Here is a 14,951-nt window from a genome sequence, read left to right as displayed (position 1 = left end):
ACGAAAAACGTTCGGCCGATGAGCCGAACCTACAGGCGAGCAATATTAATGATAAATATTCTCATACGCAAAAGCATCTGATTGCCGGTTAAGCGTTTCGCCCCTTACAATGCGAACAGTTCTTGTTCTCTAACGCATACTCTCTACCGCGCCATCAAGCGCCCGGAGTAATACCGTTGTCGTCCGCCCATCCTGTCGAATCGCTCTATCAGGCCCATCACGGCTGGCTCATCAGTTGGCTGCGGCGCAAACTCGGCTGCCCGGACAGCGCGGCGGATCTGGCGCAGGACACGTTTATCAAGGTGCTGACCGCCCGCGAACCTCCGGTGATCATCGAGCCGCGCGCCTTTCTGACGACGTTGGCCAAGCGCGTTCTGTTCAATCATTACCGCCGTCAGGATGTCGAACGCGCTTACCTCGACACCTTGGCGCAGATGCCGGACATGGTCGCGCCGTCGGAAGAAGACAAGGCGATCATCCTGCAAACCCTGATGGAGCTGGATCAGTTGCTCGACGGTTTGCCGCGTCAGGTCAAACGCGCCTTTTTGCTGGCGCAGGTCGATGGCCTGACTTATCCACAGATCGCCGCTGAACTGGGCATATCCGTGGCCACGGTCAAACGTCATCTGAACAAAGCCGCCATGCGCTGCTACTTCGCCTTATGAACCGCGTGCCGGATTTCTCCTCCCAAGTGGCTGAACAGGCCGTGCATTGGCTGATGGAAATGCAGCAGGGCACGCTCTCCCCGCGCCAGCAACAGGCCTGGCAACAATGGCTGGAGGCACACAGCGAACACCGCCGGGCGTGGGAGCATATTCAGCGAGTCAATCAGCGTCTGCGCGGTGTGTCGTCGCCGCTGGCACACGCGGCGTTGAACGGGCCGAAGTCCGGCAGCCGTCGTCAGGCGCTGAAACTGCTGCTGATTCTCGGCGCCGGATCGGCTGTCACCTGGGGGGTGCGTGAGCACAATCCATTGCCGTCGCTGCTCGCTGATTACCGCAGTCCGATCGGGCAACGGCGCAAGGTGGCGCTCGGTGCGGGCGATCAGTTGCAACTCAACACAGCCAGTGCCGCCGATGTGGATGTCTCGGCGCGACTGATCCGCTTGCTCGAAGGCGAAATCCTCCTGACTGCCGCGCAATCTTTCGAAGTGCGCACCGCTCAGGGCATTCTTGAAACTCACGGTGCACGTCTCAATGTGCGTCAGTTTGCCGATCGCACGCAGGTTGCGCTGTTTGACGGCCGCGTCGAACTGAGCAGCAATAGACGCGCGCCGATGCTGCTGCCGCTTGCACGGCAACTGAGTTTCACCTCGAAATCCATCAGCGAAGCCAAACCGCTGGATGCCAACAGCGGCGCCTGGGCCGACGGCATGCTGGTGGCCGCGCATATGCGTTTGGGCGACTTCCTCGATGAACTCGGCCGCTATCGTCGCGGCCAGCTCAATTGCGACAGGAACGTCGCCGACCTGCTGATTTCCGGGACTTACCCACTGGACGACAGCGAGCGGATTCTCGACCTGCTGGAAATCAGTTTGCCGGTGAAGGTGAAGCGCTTTACCCGTTACTGGGTGAGCGTCGAAGCGCGGGTTTAAAAAACATCAAAAATAAATGAGCCGTTTTTCAGATCTGGCGTGACAGAGAAGGAAAGCCCCCTTGATTCAACCTTCTCAGGATCATCCGACATGCACTCCACCCGCCTCACGCCACTGGCTCGTACCCTGCGCAATCTTGTCCTCGGCGCCAGCCTGAGTTTCAGTGCCCTGCCCGCCGCGCTGGCCGCTGATGCCAAGGCTTATCACATCGCGCCGTCGTCGCTGGAGAACGCCCTCAACCAGTTTGGCCGTGAAGCGGGCGTGCTGATTTCGTTTGGTTCGCAAGTCACCAGCGGTGTGCAAAGCCGTGGCCTGGAAGGCAGTTACACACCTGAGCAGGGTTTGAATGCATTGCTTGAAGGCACCGGTCTGCAAGCGCGCGCCGAAGGCAACAATGCGTTCAGCCTGCAACCGGTGGCGGATGCCGCGCTGGAGCTGGACACCTCGAAAGTCGTCGGCGACTGGCTCGGCGACGCTGCGCAAATCAATGTGTTCGAGCACCCGGGCGCGCGCGATGTGATCCGCCGCGAAGAGTTCGAACGCCAGGGCGCCACTCAGGCGCGGGATGTGCTCAATCGCATCCCCGGCGTCAACGCTCCAGACAACAACGGCACCGGCAGCCACGACATGGCGCTGAATTTCGGTATCCGTGGCTTGAACCCGCGACTGGCCGCGCGCTCGACCGTGTTGATGGACGGCATTCCGGTGCCGTTCGCGCCCTACGGCCAGCCGCAGTTATCGTTCGCGCCGATCAGCATGGGCAACATGGATGCCGTGGACGTCGTGCGCGGCGGCGGCGCGGTGCGTTACGGCCCGCAAAACGTCGGCGGCGTGGTCAACTTCGTCACCCGGGCGATTCCCGACGAGCCAACGGTCAAGGGCGGTTTCCAAACTGAAACCAGCCCATCGTCGAGCCACGACGGCTTCAAGACCAGCGCCAACCTGCTGGCCGGCGGCACTAACGCCAATGGCCTCGGCGGTGCGTTGCTCTACTCCGGGACGCGCGGCGGCGACTGGCGCGAACACAGCGACACTGAAATCGACGACCTGATCCTCAAGGGCAAATACCAGCTCGACGAAGCCAATAGCTTCAACGCCATGGCCCAGTATTACGAAGGCAAGGCTGACATGCCCGGCGGTCTGAACGTGGCCGATTACGACGCCGATCCGTATCAATCGACGCGTCCGAAGGACCAGTTCTGGGGCCGCCGCACGATGTTCAATTTCGGCTATCGCTATCAGGAAGATCGCCGCGAATTCACTGCCAACACGTTCTTCACCAAGACCTTGCGCAGCGGTTATCTCGATCAGGGCACCTTCCTTTCGCTGTCGCCGCGCGAGTATTGGGTGCGTGGCCTGGAAACCCGATTCGCCCAAGGTTTCGACCTCGGCCCGACCAGCCATGAAGTCGGCGTCGGCTACCGCTACATCAACGAGGCCGGTCACGAACTGCGCTATCGCACGCCGATCAGCAGCAACCAATACCCAACCACCAACAGTCGCAATGACCGCGACACCCGTGGCGGCACCGAAGCCAATGCGTTCTTCGTCGACGACCGCATCGACATCGGCAAATGGACCATCACCCCGGGCGTGCGCTACGAGATGATCGAGTCGCAGCAGACCAACAACCTGACCAACGTCAAATACAAGGGCGACTACAACACCGCACTGCCAGCGTTGAACGTGCTCTATCACCTGACCGACAGCTGGAACCTGTACGCCAACACCGAAGGCTCGTTCGGCAGTGTGCAATACAGCCAGATGCCCAACCGGGTGACCAGCGGCGAAGTAAAACCGGAGAAGGCGCGTACGTGGGAACTCGGCACGCGGTATGACAACGGCGCGTTGCGCGCGGAAATCGGCGCGTTCCTGATCAACTTCGACAACCAGTACGAAAGCAACCAGACCAACGATTCGGTGATCGCCCGTGGCGAAACTCGCCATCAAGGGATCGAGACCAGCGTCAATTACGCGCTGGATGACTTGAGCCCGGCGCTCGCCGGCTTCGATGTCTACGCCACTTACGCTTATGTTGACGCGACTATCCGCGAAGACGGACCAAACAAGGGCAATCGCGTGCCGTTCTCGTCGAAACACAAAGGCACGATTGGCGTGGGTTACACCGAAGGACCGTGGAAGCTGAATCTCGACAGCAGCTTCCAGAGCGACCAATTCGCCGACAACGCCAACACCTCGAAGGAAAGTGCTGATGGCAGCACTGGCAAGATCCCCGGTTACATGCTGTTCAGCAGCCGCGCGGGGTATGACTTCGGTCCGCAGTTGTCGGACTTGAATGTGGCGGTGGGCGTGAAGAACATCTTCAACACGCAGTACTTCACGCGCTCGTTTGATGACAACAACAAGGGCAAGTATGTGGGTGAGCCGCGTACGGTGTACGTCCAGACTTCTGTAGCGTTCTGAGGATTGAAAAGCCCCTCATCGGAACGCCGCCCGCCTAGCCCTCTCCCTAAGGGAGAGGGTACTGATTGGGGGATGCTTGCGAGGTACGCCGACCTGAACGTGCTGTGCCGAATCCATAATCGACTCGACCTGAAACCGCTTTGCCGAATCCATAATCGACTCGGTCTTTCAGGTCGATGTACCCCGCAATACGACTCGGTCGGCCCCCTCTCCCTCCGGGAGAGGGCTGGGGTGAGGGTCAGCGGGTCATGGTCTACAGTAAAACTTCAAACCAACTTCACAAGGATCGTGAAGCATGCAAACTCGCCCCACCCTCGCCCAATTCGCCCGCCATCTACGAGTCAATCAAACCGACTGTGAACACCTGCTCTGGCAAAAACTCCGCTCCCGCCAAATCGCCAATCTGAAATTTCGTCGGCAATTTCCGTGTCCGCCTTACGTGCTGGATTTTTACTGTGCGGAGTTGAAATTGGCGATTGAGCTGGATGGCGGTCAGCACTTTGAAACGCAGGGACTGATTCATGACCAACGCCGGACGCACTATCTGAATCAGAAGCGCATTGAAGTCGCGCGCTTCAGTAATCTCCAGGTGATCCAGCAGATGGACGATGTGCTGGAGCAGATCATAAGAACTGCAGCGAATCGAAAAATGCCCTCACCCTAACCCTCTCCCAGAGGGAGAGGGGACTGATCGGGGAATGCTTGAGAAATACATCGACCTGAAAGTGCTGTGCAGAATCCATAATCGACTCGGCATTTCAGGTCGATGTATCACGTAAGACACCTCGGTCGACCTCTTCAGACAGCTCGGTCGGCCCTCTCCCAGAGAGGGGGACTGATTTCGGGATGTTTGAGCAATACACCGACCTGAAAGTATTGTGCCGAATCCATAATCAACTCGGTATTTCAGGTCGATGTAACTCATAAGACACCTCGGTCGGCCCCCTCTCCCGGTGGGAGAGGGCTGGGGTGAGGGGCCGCGCTCTTGTGCCTTGCGCAAAAATCCGCCACAAACAAAAACGGGCCTGCATTCGCAGGCCCGTTCTCATTGGCTGGCTTATAAAATCAGCGCATCAACTGTTGATCGCTGCCCGTTCATTCTCAAGAAATTCTTCCTCCAGCAGAGCGTCATTCGCCTTGCTAAATGGCACCACAGCGGCACGTGGTTTACCTCGCAGTTTGCCGAAAAGGTGCTCCAGGGCGTGCTCGAGTTTTTCGGCAGCGCCGTCGATCGCCAGTTCCAGCGAATCGGCTTTATGGGTCACGGAAATCGGTTGATGGCCTTTTGGCCGCGCTTCCAGTTGGCAGCGCAAGTCATGGGGACCTGGTTTGTCACCGTTCTCGTCGCTCAGGTGGACTTCGACACGGGTCAGGTCTTCTTCATAACGTTCGAGCGTGCTCTCAATGGTTGTACGTACCCACTCCTCCAGTCGTTGACTACTTTGAATATGGTTATCGCTGTTGACTTGGATTTGCATAGTTCATCCCTTATTTCAGCTAGCTCGTGAGAGGCCTTGAGTTGAATTTCCTGACCTCCTGGTTACAACAATCGGCCCGACCGACGAACATTTCAACCCCTGAAAAAAGATAAATATTCATTCGCAAAAAAAGCCGGACAACCGAGCAAAGCACTGGTAAGGTCGGGAGTTGGGTCGCCTCACACCCCGGCAAAATTTGCTCACAACTGCCCGTCGTTCAACGGGTGCAAACTGCGAAATATCCCCGCCTCCTCGACCAGCCAATCATGCACCGCACGCACACCCGGATGGCTTAAAGCCCCCGGTGCATAGAGCAACACATAGCGTTTGTGATTAGGCACCGACAGGCCAAACGGCACAATCAACGTCCCTCGCTCCAATTCATCGTTAAGCAAGGTGCGGCGGGCAATCGCCACGCCCATGCCGGCAATCGCCGCTTCGATGGTCAGATGATTGCGATTGAAGGTATGCCCACGCCGTACGTCGGCGCCCTCAAAACCAATCGCGTTCAAATAGAATTCCCATTCCGCGTATTCATAACTGCCACGCCACGCGGTGATGTCGTGCAGTACCGGGAAATGCACCAGATCCGCCGGCCCGTGCAACGGTGGTCGCCCGCGCAACAGGCTCGGTGCGCACACCGGGAAAATCTGCTCGTCGAGCAAGGCTGTGGATAACAATCCCGGGTAACTGCCGTCGTTCAAATCGATCGCCAGATCAAAATCGCCTTCGTGCAAGGGCACGCTGCTGTCCTCTGCCACCAAACGCAACTGAATGTCCGGATAGCGTTGCTGCAGGCGTGGCAAGCGCGGCGTCAGCCACTTGCTGAGGAACGACGGAATCGAGCGCACTCGCAAAATCCCGCTGATCATTCCGGCATCAAGTCGACGCAATTCGGCATCGATGCTGCCATATGCCTCGTTGACGGTAATCGCCAGCCGCTGCCCCTCCGCACTCAGCTCCACACCACGCGCGCGCCGATGAAACAGACGGAAACCAAGTCGTTCTTCAAGTTGACGAATTTGCTGACTGACCGCCCCCGGGGTGATGTGCAGCTCTTCGGCACAACGGGTGAACGACAGGTGCCGCGCGGCACAGGAAAACACCTGCAGCCAGACATAGGTCTGCGCATGCAATTGACGACTCATCGTTTAGTCCTGCTAAAGGCTTACTTAGGAAGTTTCGTTAGTCACGTAGGACCGAGGTAGGCAGTATCGCCGACATTGCGCTTGTCCTACAAAAAATGGCAGCGATTCCTACTCCATTGCTTGTAAGGGTTTAGCATGGCTATCAGTGTTTTCGATCTATTCAAAGTCGGCATCGGCCCGTCCAGTTCCCACACCGTAGGCCCGATGCGCGCCGCCGCGACCTTCGCTCAGGAGCTGATTGATCAACGTTTATTGAACGATGTGCGCCGTGTGGAAATCCGTTTATACGGCTCACTGTCGGCCACCGGCGTCGGGCACGCCACCGACCGCGCAACGGTGATGGGCCTGATGGGCGAATGGCCGGACAGCATCGATCCGGCGACCATCGATTCACGTATCCAGCAACTGCGCGAGACAGGCCAACTGTCCCTCGCCGGTCAGAGAGAAATTGCCTTCGACTGGCAGCGTGATCTCCTGCTGCTGGATGAGAGCCTGCCCTACCACCCCAACGCCATGTCGCTGACAGCCTTTGGCGAAACGGCCGAGCTGTTCGAGCAGACCTATTACTCGGTTGGCGGCGGTTTCATCATCGAGGCGGCAGAAGCCGAGTCCGGTGTCGCCCCGGCGAGTGAAGTGGTGTTGCCGTACGATTTCTCCAGCGCCGCCGAACTGCTGTCGCTGTGCAAACAGCACAACCTGCGCGTCTCCGAGCTGATGATGGCCAACGAACGCGCGTGGCGCACTGACGCGGAAATCCGCCAGGGCCTGCTGCACATCTGGTCGGTGATGCGTGAGTGCGTTGAACAGGGCCTGCGCCACGAGGGGATTCTGCCCGGCGGTCTGAATGTGCCGCGTCGTGCAGCGAAATTGCATCGCAGCTTGTTGGAAATCGGCAAGCCGAACGTGATCAGTTCCACTCTGTCGGCAATGGAATGGGTCAACCTGTTCGCCCTCGCCGTCAACGAAGAGAACGCCGCCGGCGGGCGCATGGTCACCGCGCCGACCAACGGTGCAGCCGGAATCATCCCGGCCGTTCTGCACTACTACATGAAATTCAATCCGGACGCGTCTGACGATGATGTCGTCGCTTTCTTTCTGGGCGCGGCTGCTGTCGGCATTTTGTGTAAGAAAAATGCTTCGATCTCCGGCGCTGAAGTCGGCTGCCAGGGCGAAGTCGGTTCGGCCTGTGCGATGGCCGCTGCTGGCCTGGCCGACGTGCTCGGTGCCACCCCGGAACAACTGGAGAACGCCGCCGAAATCGGCTTGGAACACAACCTTGGCCTGACCTGCGACCCGGTCGGCGGCCTCGTACAGGTGCCGTGCATCGAGCGCAATGCCATCGCCGCCGTGAAAGCGATCAACGCCACGCAAATGGCCCTGCGCGGCGACGGCAAACACTTCATTTCCCTCGACCGGGTGATCCGCACCATGCGCGACACCGGCGCCGACATGCACGACAAATACAAAGAGACTTCACGGGGCGGCCTGGCCGTGAGCTGGGTGGAATGCTGAGGCCCATTCCCTGACCGCCCCGGCAGGCCGCACAAAGCCGCCTGCCAACCGTGAGCCCGAGCAAAAATAATAACGAGGCGATACCGATGACCGATGTACGTACACCTGCTGCCGAAAATCCCGCTGTAGACCGCACACGCAATGCAGAAACGGCCCACAAGGGCTGGAACAAATTCGACACCACCTGGATGCTCGGCCTGTACGGCACTGCGATCGGTGCTGGCACCTTGTTCCTGCCGATCAATGCCGGCGTCGGCGGTTTCTGGCCTTTGCTGATTCTCGCCGTACTGGCTTTCCCGATGACGTTTTTTGCCCACCGTGGGCTGACCCGTTTCGTGTTGTCCGGGCGTTCCGGGGACATCACCGAAGTGGTCGAAGAACACTTCGGCATCGGTGCCGGCAAGCTGATCACGCTCCTGTATTTCTTCGCGATCTTCCCGATTCTGCTGGTGTACAGCGTGGCGCTGACCAACACCCTGAGCAGTTTCCTCGAACACCAATTGCACATCACTCCGCCACCACGGGCGATCCTCTCGCTGGTGTTGATCCTCGGTTTGATGGCGATTGTGCGCTGTGGTCAAAGCGTCATCGTCAAAGCCATGAGCGTGCTGGTTTATCCATTTGTTGCCGCATTGCTGCTACTGGCGCTCAGCCTGATTCCAAACTGGAACGGTGCGTTTTTTGCCAGTGCCCAAGAAGCCATGCCAATGTCCGCTTTCTTCAAGACAATGTGGCTGGCGATTCCGGTGATGGTGTTTTCATTCAACCATTCGCCGATCATTTCCGCGTTCGCGGTTGAGCAGAAACAACGTTACGGCGAGCAGGCCGAACGCAAAAGCAGCGGCATCCTCGCTATGGCTCACGGCATGATGGTCGTCACGGTGATGTTCTTCTGCTTCAGCTGTGTGCTGGCGCTGTCGCCGGCGGATCTGGCAGCGGCCAAGGCGCAGAACATTTCGATCCTGTCGTACCTGGCCAACCACTTTCAGACCCCGGTCATCGCTTACGCCGCGCCGCTGATTGCGCTGGTGGCGATCACCAAATCCTTCCTCGGCCACTACATCGGCGCCAGTGAAGGCTTCCAGGGCATGATCGTGAAAAGCCTGCGCAGCCGTGGCCGGGTGATGTCAGCGAGCTGGCTGAACCGTGCGACCGCCGTGTTCATGATCCTCAGTTGCTGGGCCGTGGCAACGTTCAACCCGAGCATCCTTGGCATGATCGAAACCCTCGGCGGGCCGGTGATTGCCTGCCTGTTGTTCCTGATGCCGATGTACGCCATCCGCCGCGTGCCGGCCTTGCGCCAGTATTCGGGGCAGGTGTCCAACGTGTTTGTGGTGCTGATCGGCCTGATTGCACTGTCAGCGATCATCTACTCGGTTCTGCCCTGAAAACGGGCCATTAAAAAAGGCGAGCCGCGTGGCTCGCCTTTTTAATCCCCGTGTTCATTGTTCGACAATTTTCCCGGCACAGCCCTTGCTACATACCTTTAGGAGCTGCCGCAGGCTGCGATCTTTTGCTCTTCGTGACCGAAATCAAAACACTGAAGAGCAAAAGATCGCAGCCTCGTTTCCTCGACAGCTCCTACATGAAAGCAACAAATACAGGCCACGGAATGGCCGATGATCCGGTTGGGCGAACCAACCCGATCACGGCCGGTCAACAACTGCACGTTCAATCAGGCGGTGACGCATCATGGACAATCCTTTTCAGATCATTACCGATGCCTTTGCGCCGGACTATCAGATCAACCTGAGCATTCAAGGCCTGGACGGCAGCATCATGCTGACCCTGTCCAACAGCGGCCGGATCGTGGCCAAGCGCATGATCAGCGCCGAGCAGCGCAACGACCCCGTGCGCCTCAAGCGTCTGGTGCAAAGCATCCAGTTCGGCATTGCCATCGAGCAAGGCCACAGCGCCATGGCAATCCTCGAAGCGATGACCAGCGGCGACGGGCTGACCCCGCCACCACCACGCCTCATCGGCCAGCCCGGGCAAGCAGCCGGGCTTTAAAGCTCGCCCTTCTCGACTTCCGGATGTTCGCTGGAACCGGCGCCAAGTTTGCGCTGCGGTTTCTCGATCTTCACCGAAGGAAATTGTGACGAGGCGTAACGCACCACAAGAATCGAGAACGCCAGCAACAGAATGCCGCCGCACAGGTAGATAATGCCCATGTCCGGCGGGTTGTGGTGCGAGACGTTGGAGATCAGCAAACGGGTCAGCGCGGTGATCGCCACGTAGATCAGGAAGCGCACCGGCATGTGGTTGGTCTTGAAATAAATTCCGACCATCGCCCCAAGTTCGAGATAGATGAACAGCAACAAAATGTCATCGATCTTGATGTGGCCTTCCTCGAGCATCCCGAGAAACTCCATCACCGCCGCCCACGCCGTCACCGCACCGATGGCGAACAGCGCCAGATAGTGAAAGGTTTCGACGAACAGGTTGCCCAGGGACTCGGCCAGTTGATGCACGTTTTGCCGCAGTTTCTCGGCCCAGTTGATTTTCACGATGATGTTCCTTAGCTCGAATGCGAGCGGATGATGCGTGTTGGACGTGACGGTTTTCTGCACGTAACGGTTTTCATGCAGAAAAGAGGCCACGCCATCATGGCGAACCGCCGCCAGACCCGCGCCGTGGCGTTTGGTCGCACCGCTGTGCTTTTGTGGGAGCGAGCCTGCTCGCGAATGCAGCGACACGGTCGGCCTGACAAACCCGAAATCCGGTCTACATTGAAAAGCCACTACCCATGGCGCAGGGATTCGCTTATCCTTTTCGCTGTATATGGATACAGTAGTCGTCAAGACAACTTAATGTGAAGGCATGTGAGGTGGTGAATGGCCGTCGAAGTGGTATACCGCAGCAGCCGAGATCTGGAGCGCTTGTTCATGGATAAAGCCGAAGCTGACCGTCATGACAAAATGCTCGAACTGGCCGAATATCTGGCCGATGTGCTGCAAAAAGCCGTTCCGTCCCTGACTGAACAGCAAGTGGAAGAAGCCGGGATCTACATGGCGAAGAATCGCGATGTGTTCGCCCGGGCGTTCAAGAGCCAGCCGGATGCACTGTCCGAGCTGCTCAATGCACCGGCAGAACCAGTTGAACAAGCTGAGGCGGCGGAACCTGCTGAAGCACCGGCCAAGCCAGCCAAAGCGGCGAAGGCTGCGAAGTAATCCAGCCCGAATTGAATAGGCCCTGAGTCGAATTGCTCAGGGCCTTTTTCATGCCTGTGAAACTCAGCGATACAAAACTTTCTCCGCCAACTCATCTGCCACCCGCGCCGGTGAACGCTTTTCCGCCTGTGCATGGGCGAACACCTCGGTCAGCCGCGAACTGATTTTCGACAGATGCGCAGTAATCGTCGGCAATTCCTCGCCACGATGTTTCAGCGAAACGTAGATCAAGCCACCGGCGTTGATCACATAATCCGGCGCATACAGAATCCCGCGCCGTTCCAGTTGGTCGGCGACATCCAGATGCGTCAGTTGATTATTCGCCGAACCTGCCACGGCAGAGCAACGCAGTTGCGTGACGCTGTGGCTGTTCAGCACACCGCCCAGACCGCACGGCGCAAGAATGTCGCACGGTGTACTGAGTAATGCATCGTTGGCAATCGGGTGCGCGTTGAGCTGTTCCATCGCCAGTTGTACCTTGCCGTGGTCGATATCGCTGACCAGCAGTTCCGCGCCTGCGGCGTGCAATTGCTCGGCCAAGGCAAAACCGACATTGCCCAGCCCCTGAATGGCGATGCGCAAGCCTTCCAGGTTGTCGCTGCCCAGCCGCGCCATGGCCGTTGACCGAATGCCGGCAAATACACCCATCGCGGCATGCGGAGCGGGGTCGCCGGCCGAGGTGGTGCTGGTGACGTGCTGAGTCTGTTGGGCGATGCAATCCATATCCGCCACCGAGGTGCCGCTGTCGATGGCGGTGATGTAGCGACCGTCGAGCTGTTCGATACAACGGCCAAAAGCTTCGAACAGCGAGCCACGATTTTCCACATGAGCCGGGCGCACGATCACTGCCACGCCTCCGCCCTGCGGCAGCCCCGCCAGCGCAGCCTTGTAGCTCATGCCCTGAGCGAGGCGAATGGCATCTTCGACGGCGGATTCGTCATTGGGATAGGCGAGATAACGACATCCGCCCAAGGCTGGCCCGAGGCGACTGTTATGGATGGCAATGACCGCCTTCAACCCGGTGACCGGATCAACGCTAAGGTGCAGCGATTCCAGGCGAGTGCTTTGCATGAGCGCAAACATCGTTGGGCTCCCGAATCACTTCTTGTAGAACGCCAGTATAGGCCTGCGCCTGAAAATTGCTGGAGCGCACCGGAATAAGCGCCCTCGCCGACAACGGCTTTGCGGCATAACCTGACACCTGCGCAGCAGGGGACTGGACGAATCTTGCGGGCGGGGCTAAAACGAGGCATTCCCCGGAGATTTCGATGAGTGCGCGTCAACGTTTTTTCGAATGCCTGCACCGTTCACCGCCCGCGCTGTTCGAAGCCGCGCTGTGGATGGCGGCCGAGCACGAAAAAACGGTCGATCCCGACGCGCTGTTACAAGAATTCAGAGACCTGCAACAACGAGTCAGTTACGGCTTGCCGATGTTGCCGGTCAGTGAACTGGCGCAGCCCCTGTTGCGCCGCATGACTGATCTGGGCTTTGCCCAGGACCACTTCCTGCCGCTGCGCCCGCAAGCAGCGCTGTTGCACAAGGTGTTGCAGACCCGTCGCGGCCAGCCGTTGGCATTGGCGCTGATTGCCCTGGAGCTGGCGCGTGGCCTGGAGATTCCTCTGGTCGGGATCAACTTCCCCGGACACTTCCTGTTGCGGGTGCCCGGCGCTGATCACTTGCTGGATCCGTGCGGCGGCCGGCGTTTGTACCCAAACGATTGTCGCGAACTGTTGCAGCGCCAGTACGGGCCGAACATGAAGCTGACCGCCGAGCATCTGCTGACCGCCTCGCCGGTGCAAATGCTTCAGCGCCTGTCGCGCAACCTGCGGCAGTTGCACCTGACGCATGATGACTTCATTGCCGCGCTGATCGACGCCGAACGGGTGCTCGAACTGGGTGACGCCGGCGCCGCCGATTACCTGGCACGGGCCAGTCTTTATCAGCGGCTCGACTGCCCGAATGCCGAGCGCTTTGATCTGGAGCATGCGCTGATGCTCAGCGACGATCCGATTCAGCGCCTGCGCCTGACTGAACGCCTCAGCCACCTGCCGCCCAACTCCGTCGTCCATTAAAAATAAAAGATCGCAGCCTTCGGCAGCTCCTACATTGAAATGTGTATTCCCGTGTAGGAGCTGCCGAAGGCTGCGATCTTTTGCTCTTCAGGATTTGACAGATATCCCCATTCCAACTGCCGAACTTCCTTCGGTGGGCGAACGCACCTGAATGATCAGCAATGCAGCAATTACCGCCGGAATCGCACAGAAGAAGAAAATCTGCGCCACTGGAATGTGCATCGCCAACAACAGGCTGCCGAACAGCGGCCCGAGAATCGAACCGAAACGCCCCACGCCCAATGCCCAACCGGTGCCGGTCGCACGCACATGCGCCGGGTAGAAATTACTGGCAAACGCATTCAGCGTCAGTTGCCCGCCAATGATGCAGAACCCGGCGGCGAACACGCAGGCGACCAGATAACGCGGATTGTCATGATTGAGTCCGAGCAGAATCGTGCACAGCGCCGCACCTGCCAACACCGCCGACAGCAAACGCACCTTGCGCTTCAAGCGGTCAGCAAACCAGGCCATGCAGATCGCGCCCAAGGTGCCGGCGAACAGGAACATCGACGTCACCAGATTGGCTTCGTTGAGTTTCAGGCCGCTTTCCAGGAGCAACGTCGGCAGCCAACTGATCATGAAATACAACAGAATCAGGCTGACGAAAAACGTTGCCCAGATCAGCAAGGTCGGTCGCGCGTAGCCATTGCGGAACAACTCGACTACGGTCAGTTTGCTGCCCTGCTCGCGTTCGTTCTGTTCGACGCTGGCAACGGGCGGCTGCCAATCCGGCAGCATGCGCGCGGTGAATTTGCGCAGCCGCGCGTACGGCGGCGCATCGCGCAGCAGACGTGGCAACGACTCCGGCAGCATCCACCAGAGAAATGGGAACAGCAGCAACGGCGTGACGCCACCGGCGAGGAACACCGCCTGCCAGCCGAACTGGTCGATGAAGCCTGCGGCGACGAAACCACCGGCTGCGCCACCGAATGAAAAGCCACAGGCCGCCAGCGTCACCATCAAGGTGCGCAAACGCGGTGGTGAGTATTCCGACATCAACGCCATAGCACTGGGCATCGCCCCGCCCATGCCGATGCCGCAGATAAAGCGCGCGATCATCAGCGTGTTCAACGAGTCGGCGAAGACCATCAGCACCGTCAGCGTGGCGTAGATCAGCACGCAGGCTAGCAGAATGCGCCGCACGCCAAAGCGGTCGGCGAGTGGCGTGACAGCCAGGGAACCGAGGGTGAGGCCGAGCAAGTTGGCACTGAAAACAGGCCCGAATGCAGACTTTTCCAGCCCCCAGTCCTGCGCCAGCGCGGGCACTACATAACCGAGCACCTGGGCGTCATAGCCATCGGTGACCAGCAGCAAGGCGAGCAGGATCAAGAGCAACCACTGATAACGGGACACAGGACGGGCGTCGAGTGCCGCGCGGAAGCTGGCAATCTGGTTGTGCATCGCAAGGTACCTGTTTTGTTTTTATGATTTTTGATGCCGGAACCGAGACCCCTTGTGGGAGCGAGCCTGCTCGCGAATGCGCTGTGTCAGCCAAATGAATGGTGACTGAC

At 58.8% G+C, this 14,951-nt stretch carries 13 protein-coding genes and 1 pseudogene; 9 read left to right on the top strand and 5 right to left on the bottom strand.

Annotation, left to right across the window (positions count from 1 at the left end):
* Positions 1-176 precede the first annotated feature (176 nt).
* The 4 genes from CKW26_RS19805 to CKW26_RS19790 all read left to right on the top strand — a co-directional run bounded on the left by CKW26_RS19805 (position 177) and on the right by CKW26_RS19790 (position 4,682).
* Complete coding sequence (locus CKW26_RS19805; protein ID WP_095049800.1) at positions 177-665, top strand: sigma-70 family RNA polymerase sigma factor; 489 nt, start codon at positions 177-179, stop codon at positions 663-665.
* Positions 662-1,594, top strand: coding sequence for a DUF4880 domain-containing protein (locus CKW26_RS19800; protein ID WP_095049799.1), 933 nt, complete (start codon positions 662-664; stop codon positions 1,592-1,594). Before CKW26_RS19805 ends, CKW26_RS19800 begins: the two co-directional genes overlap by 4 nt.
* A gap of 90 nt (positions 1,595-1,684) precedes the next feature.
* Complete coding sequence (gene fecA, locus CKW26_RS19795) at positions 1,685-4,018, top strand: TonB-dependent Fe(3+) dicitrate receptor FecA (RefSeq protein ID WP_095049798.1); 2,334 nt, start codon at positions 1,685-1,687, stop codon at positions 4,016-4,018.
* 295 nt (positions 4,019-4,313) lie between these two features.
* Positions 4,314-4,682, top strand: coding sequence for an endonuclease domain-containing protein (locus CKW26_RS19790; protein WP_095049797.1), 369 nt, complete (start codon positions 4,314-4,316; stop codon positions 4,680-4,682).
* A 409-nt stretch (positions 4,683-5,091) separates the two neighbouring features.
* Here the strand turns inward: CKW26_RS19790 and CKW26_RS19785 are convergent, their stop codons facing one another.
* Both CKW26_RS19785 and CKW26_RS19780 read right to left on the bottom strand, forming a co-directional pair.
* Positions 5,092-5,496, bottom strand: coding sequence for an HPF/RaiA family ribosome-associated protein (locus tag CKW26_RS19785; protein ID WP_095049796.1), 405 nt, complete (start codon positions 5,494-5,496; stop codon positions 5,092-5,094).
* Positions 5,497-5,696: 200 nt separating this feature from the next.
* The gene (locus CKW26_RS19780) at positions 5,697-6,644 is read right to left on the bottom strand and encodes a LysR substrate-binding domain-containing protein (protein WP_093436172.1); all 948 of its coding nucleotides are present in this window, start codon (positions 6,642-6,644) and stop codon (positions 5,697-5,699) included.
* A gap of 135 nt (positions 6,645-6,779) precedes the next feature.
* Here CKW26_RS19780 and CKW26_RS19775 point away from each other — a divergent pair, with 135 nt between their 5' ends.
* The 3 genes from CKW26_RS19775 to CKW26_RS19765 all read left to right on the top strand — a co-directional run bounded on the left by CKW26_RS19775 (position 6,780) and on the right by CKW26_RS19765 (position 10,166).
* On the top strand, positions 6,780-8,156 hold the full coding sequence (locus CKW26_RS19775) for an L-serine ammonia-lyase (protein ID WP_095049795.1): 1,377 nt from the start codon (positions 6,780-6,782) through the stop codon (positions 8,154-8,156).
* An 86-nt stretch (positions 8,157-8,242) separates the two neighbouring features.
* Positions 8,243-9,544 (top strand): serine/threonine transporter, encoded by a 1,302-nt coding sequence (locus CKW26_RS19770; protein WP_095049794.1) that lies wholly within the window; start codon positions 8,243-8,245, stop codon positions 9,542-9,544.
* A 304-nt stretch (positions 9,545-9,848) separates the two neighbouring features.
* Positions 9,849-10,166, top strand: coding sequence for a DUF3509 domain-containing protein (locus CKW26_RS19765; RefSeq protein WP_095049793.1), 318 nt, complete (start codon positions 9,849-9,851; stop codon positions 10,164-10,166).
* Here the strand turns inward: CKW26_RS19765 and CKW26_RS19760 are convergent.
* Positions 10,163-10,663, bottom strand: coding sequence for a phosphate-starvation-inducible protein PsiE (locus CKW26_RS19760; RefSeq protein WP_026000737.1), 501 nt, complete (start codon positions 10,661-10,663; stop codon positions 10,163-10,165). The genes CKW26_RS19765 and CKW26_RS19760 overlap by 4 nt on opposite strands.
* 327 nt (positions 10,664-10,990) lie before the next feature.
* Between CKW26_RS19760 and CKW26_RS19755 the strand changes: the two are divergent.
* Positions 10,991-11,245: pseudogene (locus CKW26_RS19755) on the top strand (YebG family protein); the annotation flags it as partial.
* A 144-nt stretch (positions 11,246-11,389) separates the two neighbouring features.
* Here the strand turns inward: CKW26_RS19755 and CKW26_RS19750 are convergent.
* Positions 11,390-12,409, bottom strand: a complete 1,020-nt coding sequence (locus tag CKW26_RS19750; protein ID WP_095049791.1) for a Glu/Leu/Phe/Val dehydrogenase dimerization domain-containing protein — start codon at positions 12,407-12,409, stop codon at positions 11,390-11,392.
* 185 nt (positions 12,410-12,594) lie between these two features.
* Here CKW26_RS19750 and CKW26_RS19745 point away from each other — a divergent pair, with 185 nt between their 5' ends.
* A complete protein-coding gene (locus CKW26_RS19745; RefSeq protein WP_095049790.1) occupies positions 12,595-13,398 on the top strand; it encodes a SirB1 family protein in 804 nt (267 codons plus the stop codon).
* An 87-nt stretch (positions 13,399-13,485) separates the two neighbouring features.
* On the opposite strand, the gene CKW26_RS19740 is transcribed toward CKW26_RS19745, so the two are convergent.
* Entirely contained in the window at positions 13,486-14,841 is a 1,356-nt protein-coding gene (locus tag CKW26_RS19740) for an aromatic acid/H+ symport family MFS transporter (protein ID WP_095049789.1), read from the bottom strand.
* Positions 14,842-14,951: the final 110 nt, after the last annotated feature.

Source organism: Pseudomonas sp. Irchel s3h9, assembly GCF_900187475.1.
GTDB lineage: Bacteria > Pseudomonadota > Gammaproteobacteria > Pseudomonadales > Pseudomonadaceae > Aquipseudomonas > Aquipseudomonas neuropathica.
Note: the sequence above shows the minus strand (reverse complement) of the source record. Positions and strands in the feature narration are given on the sequence as shown.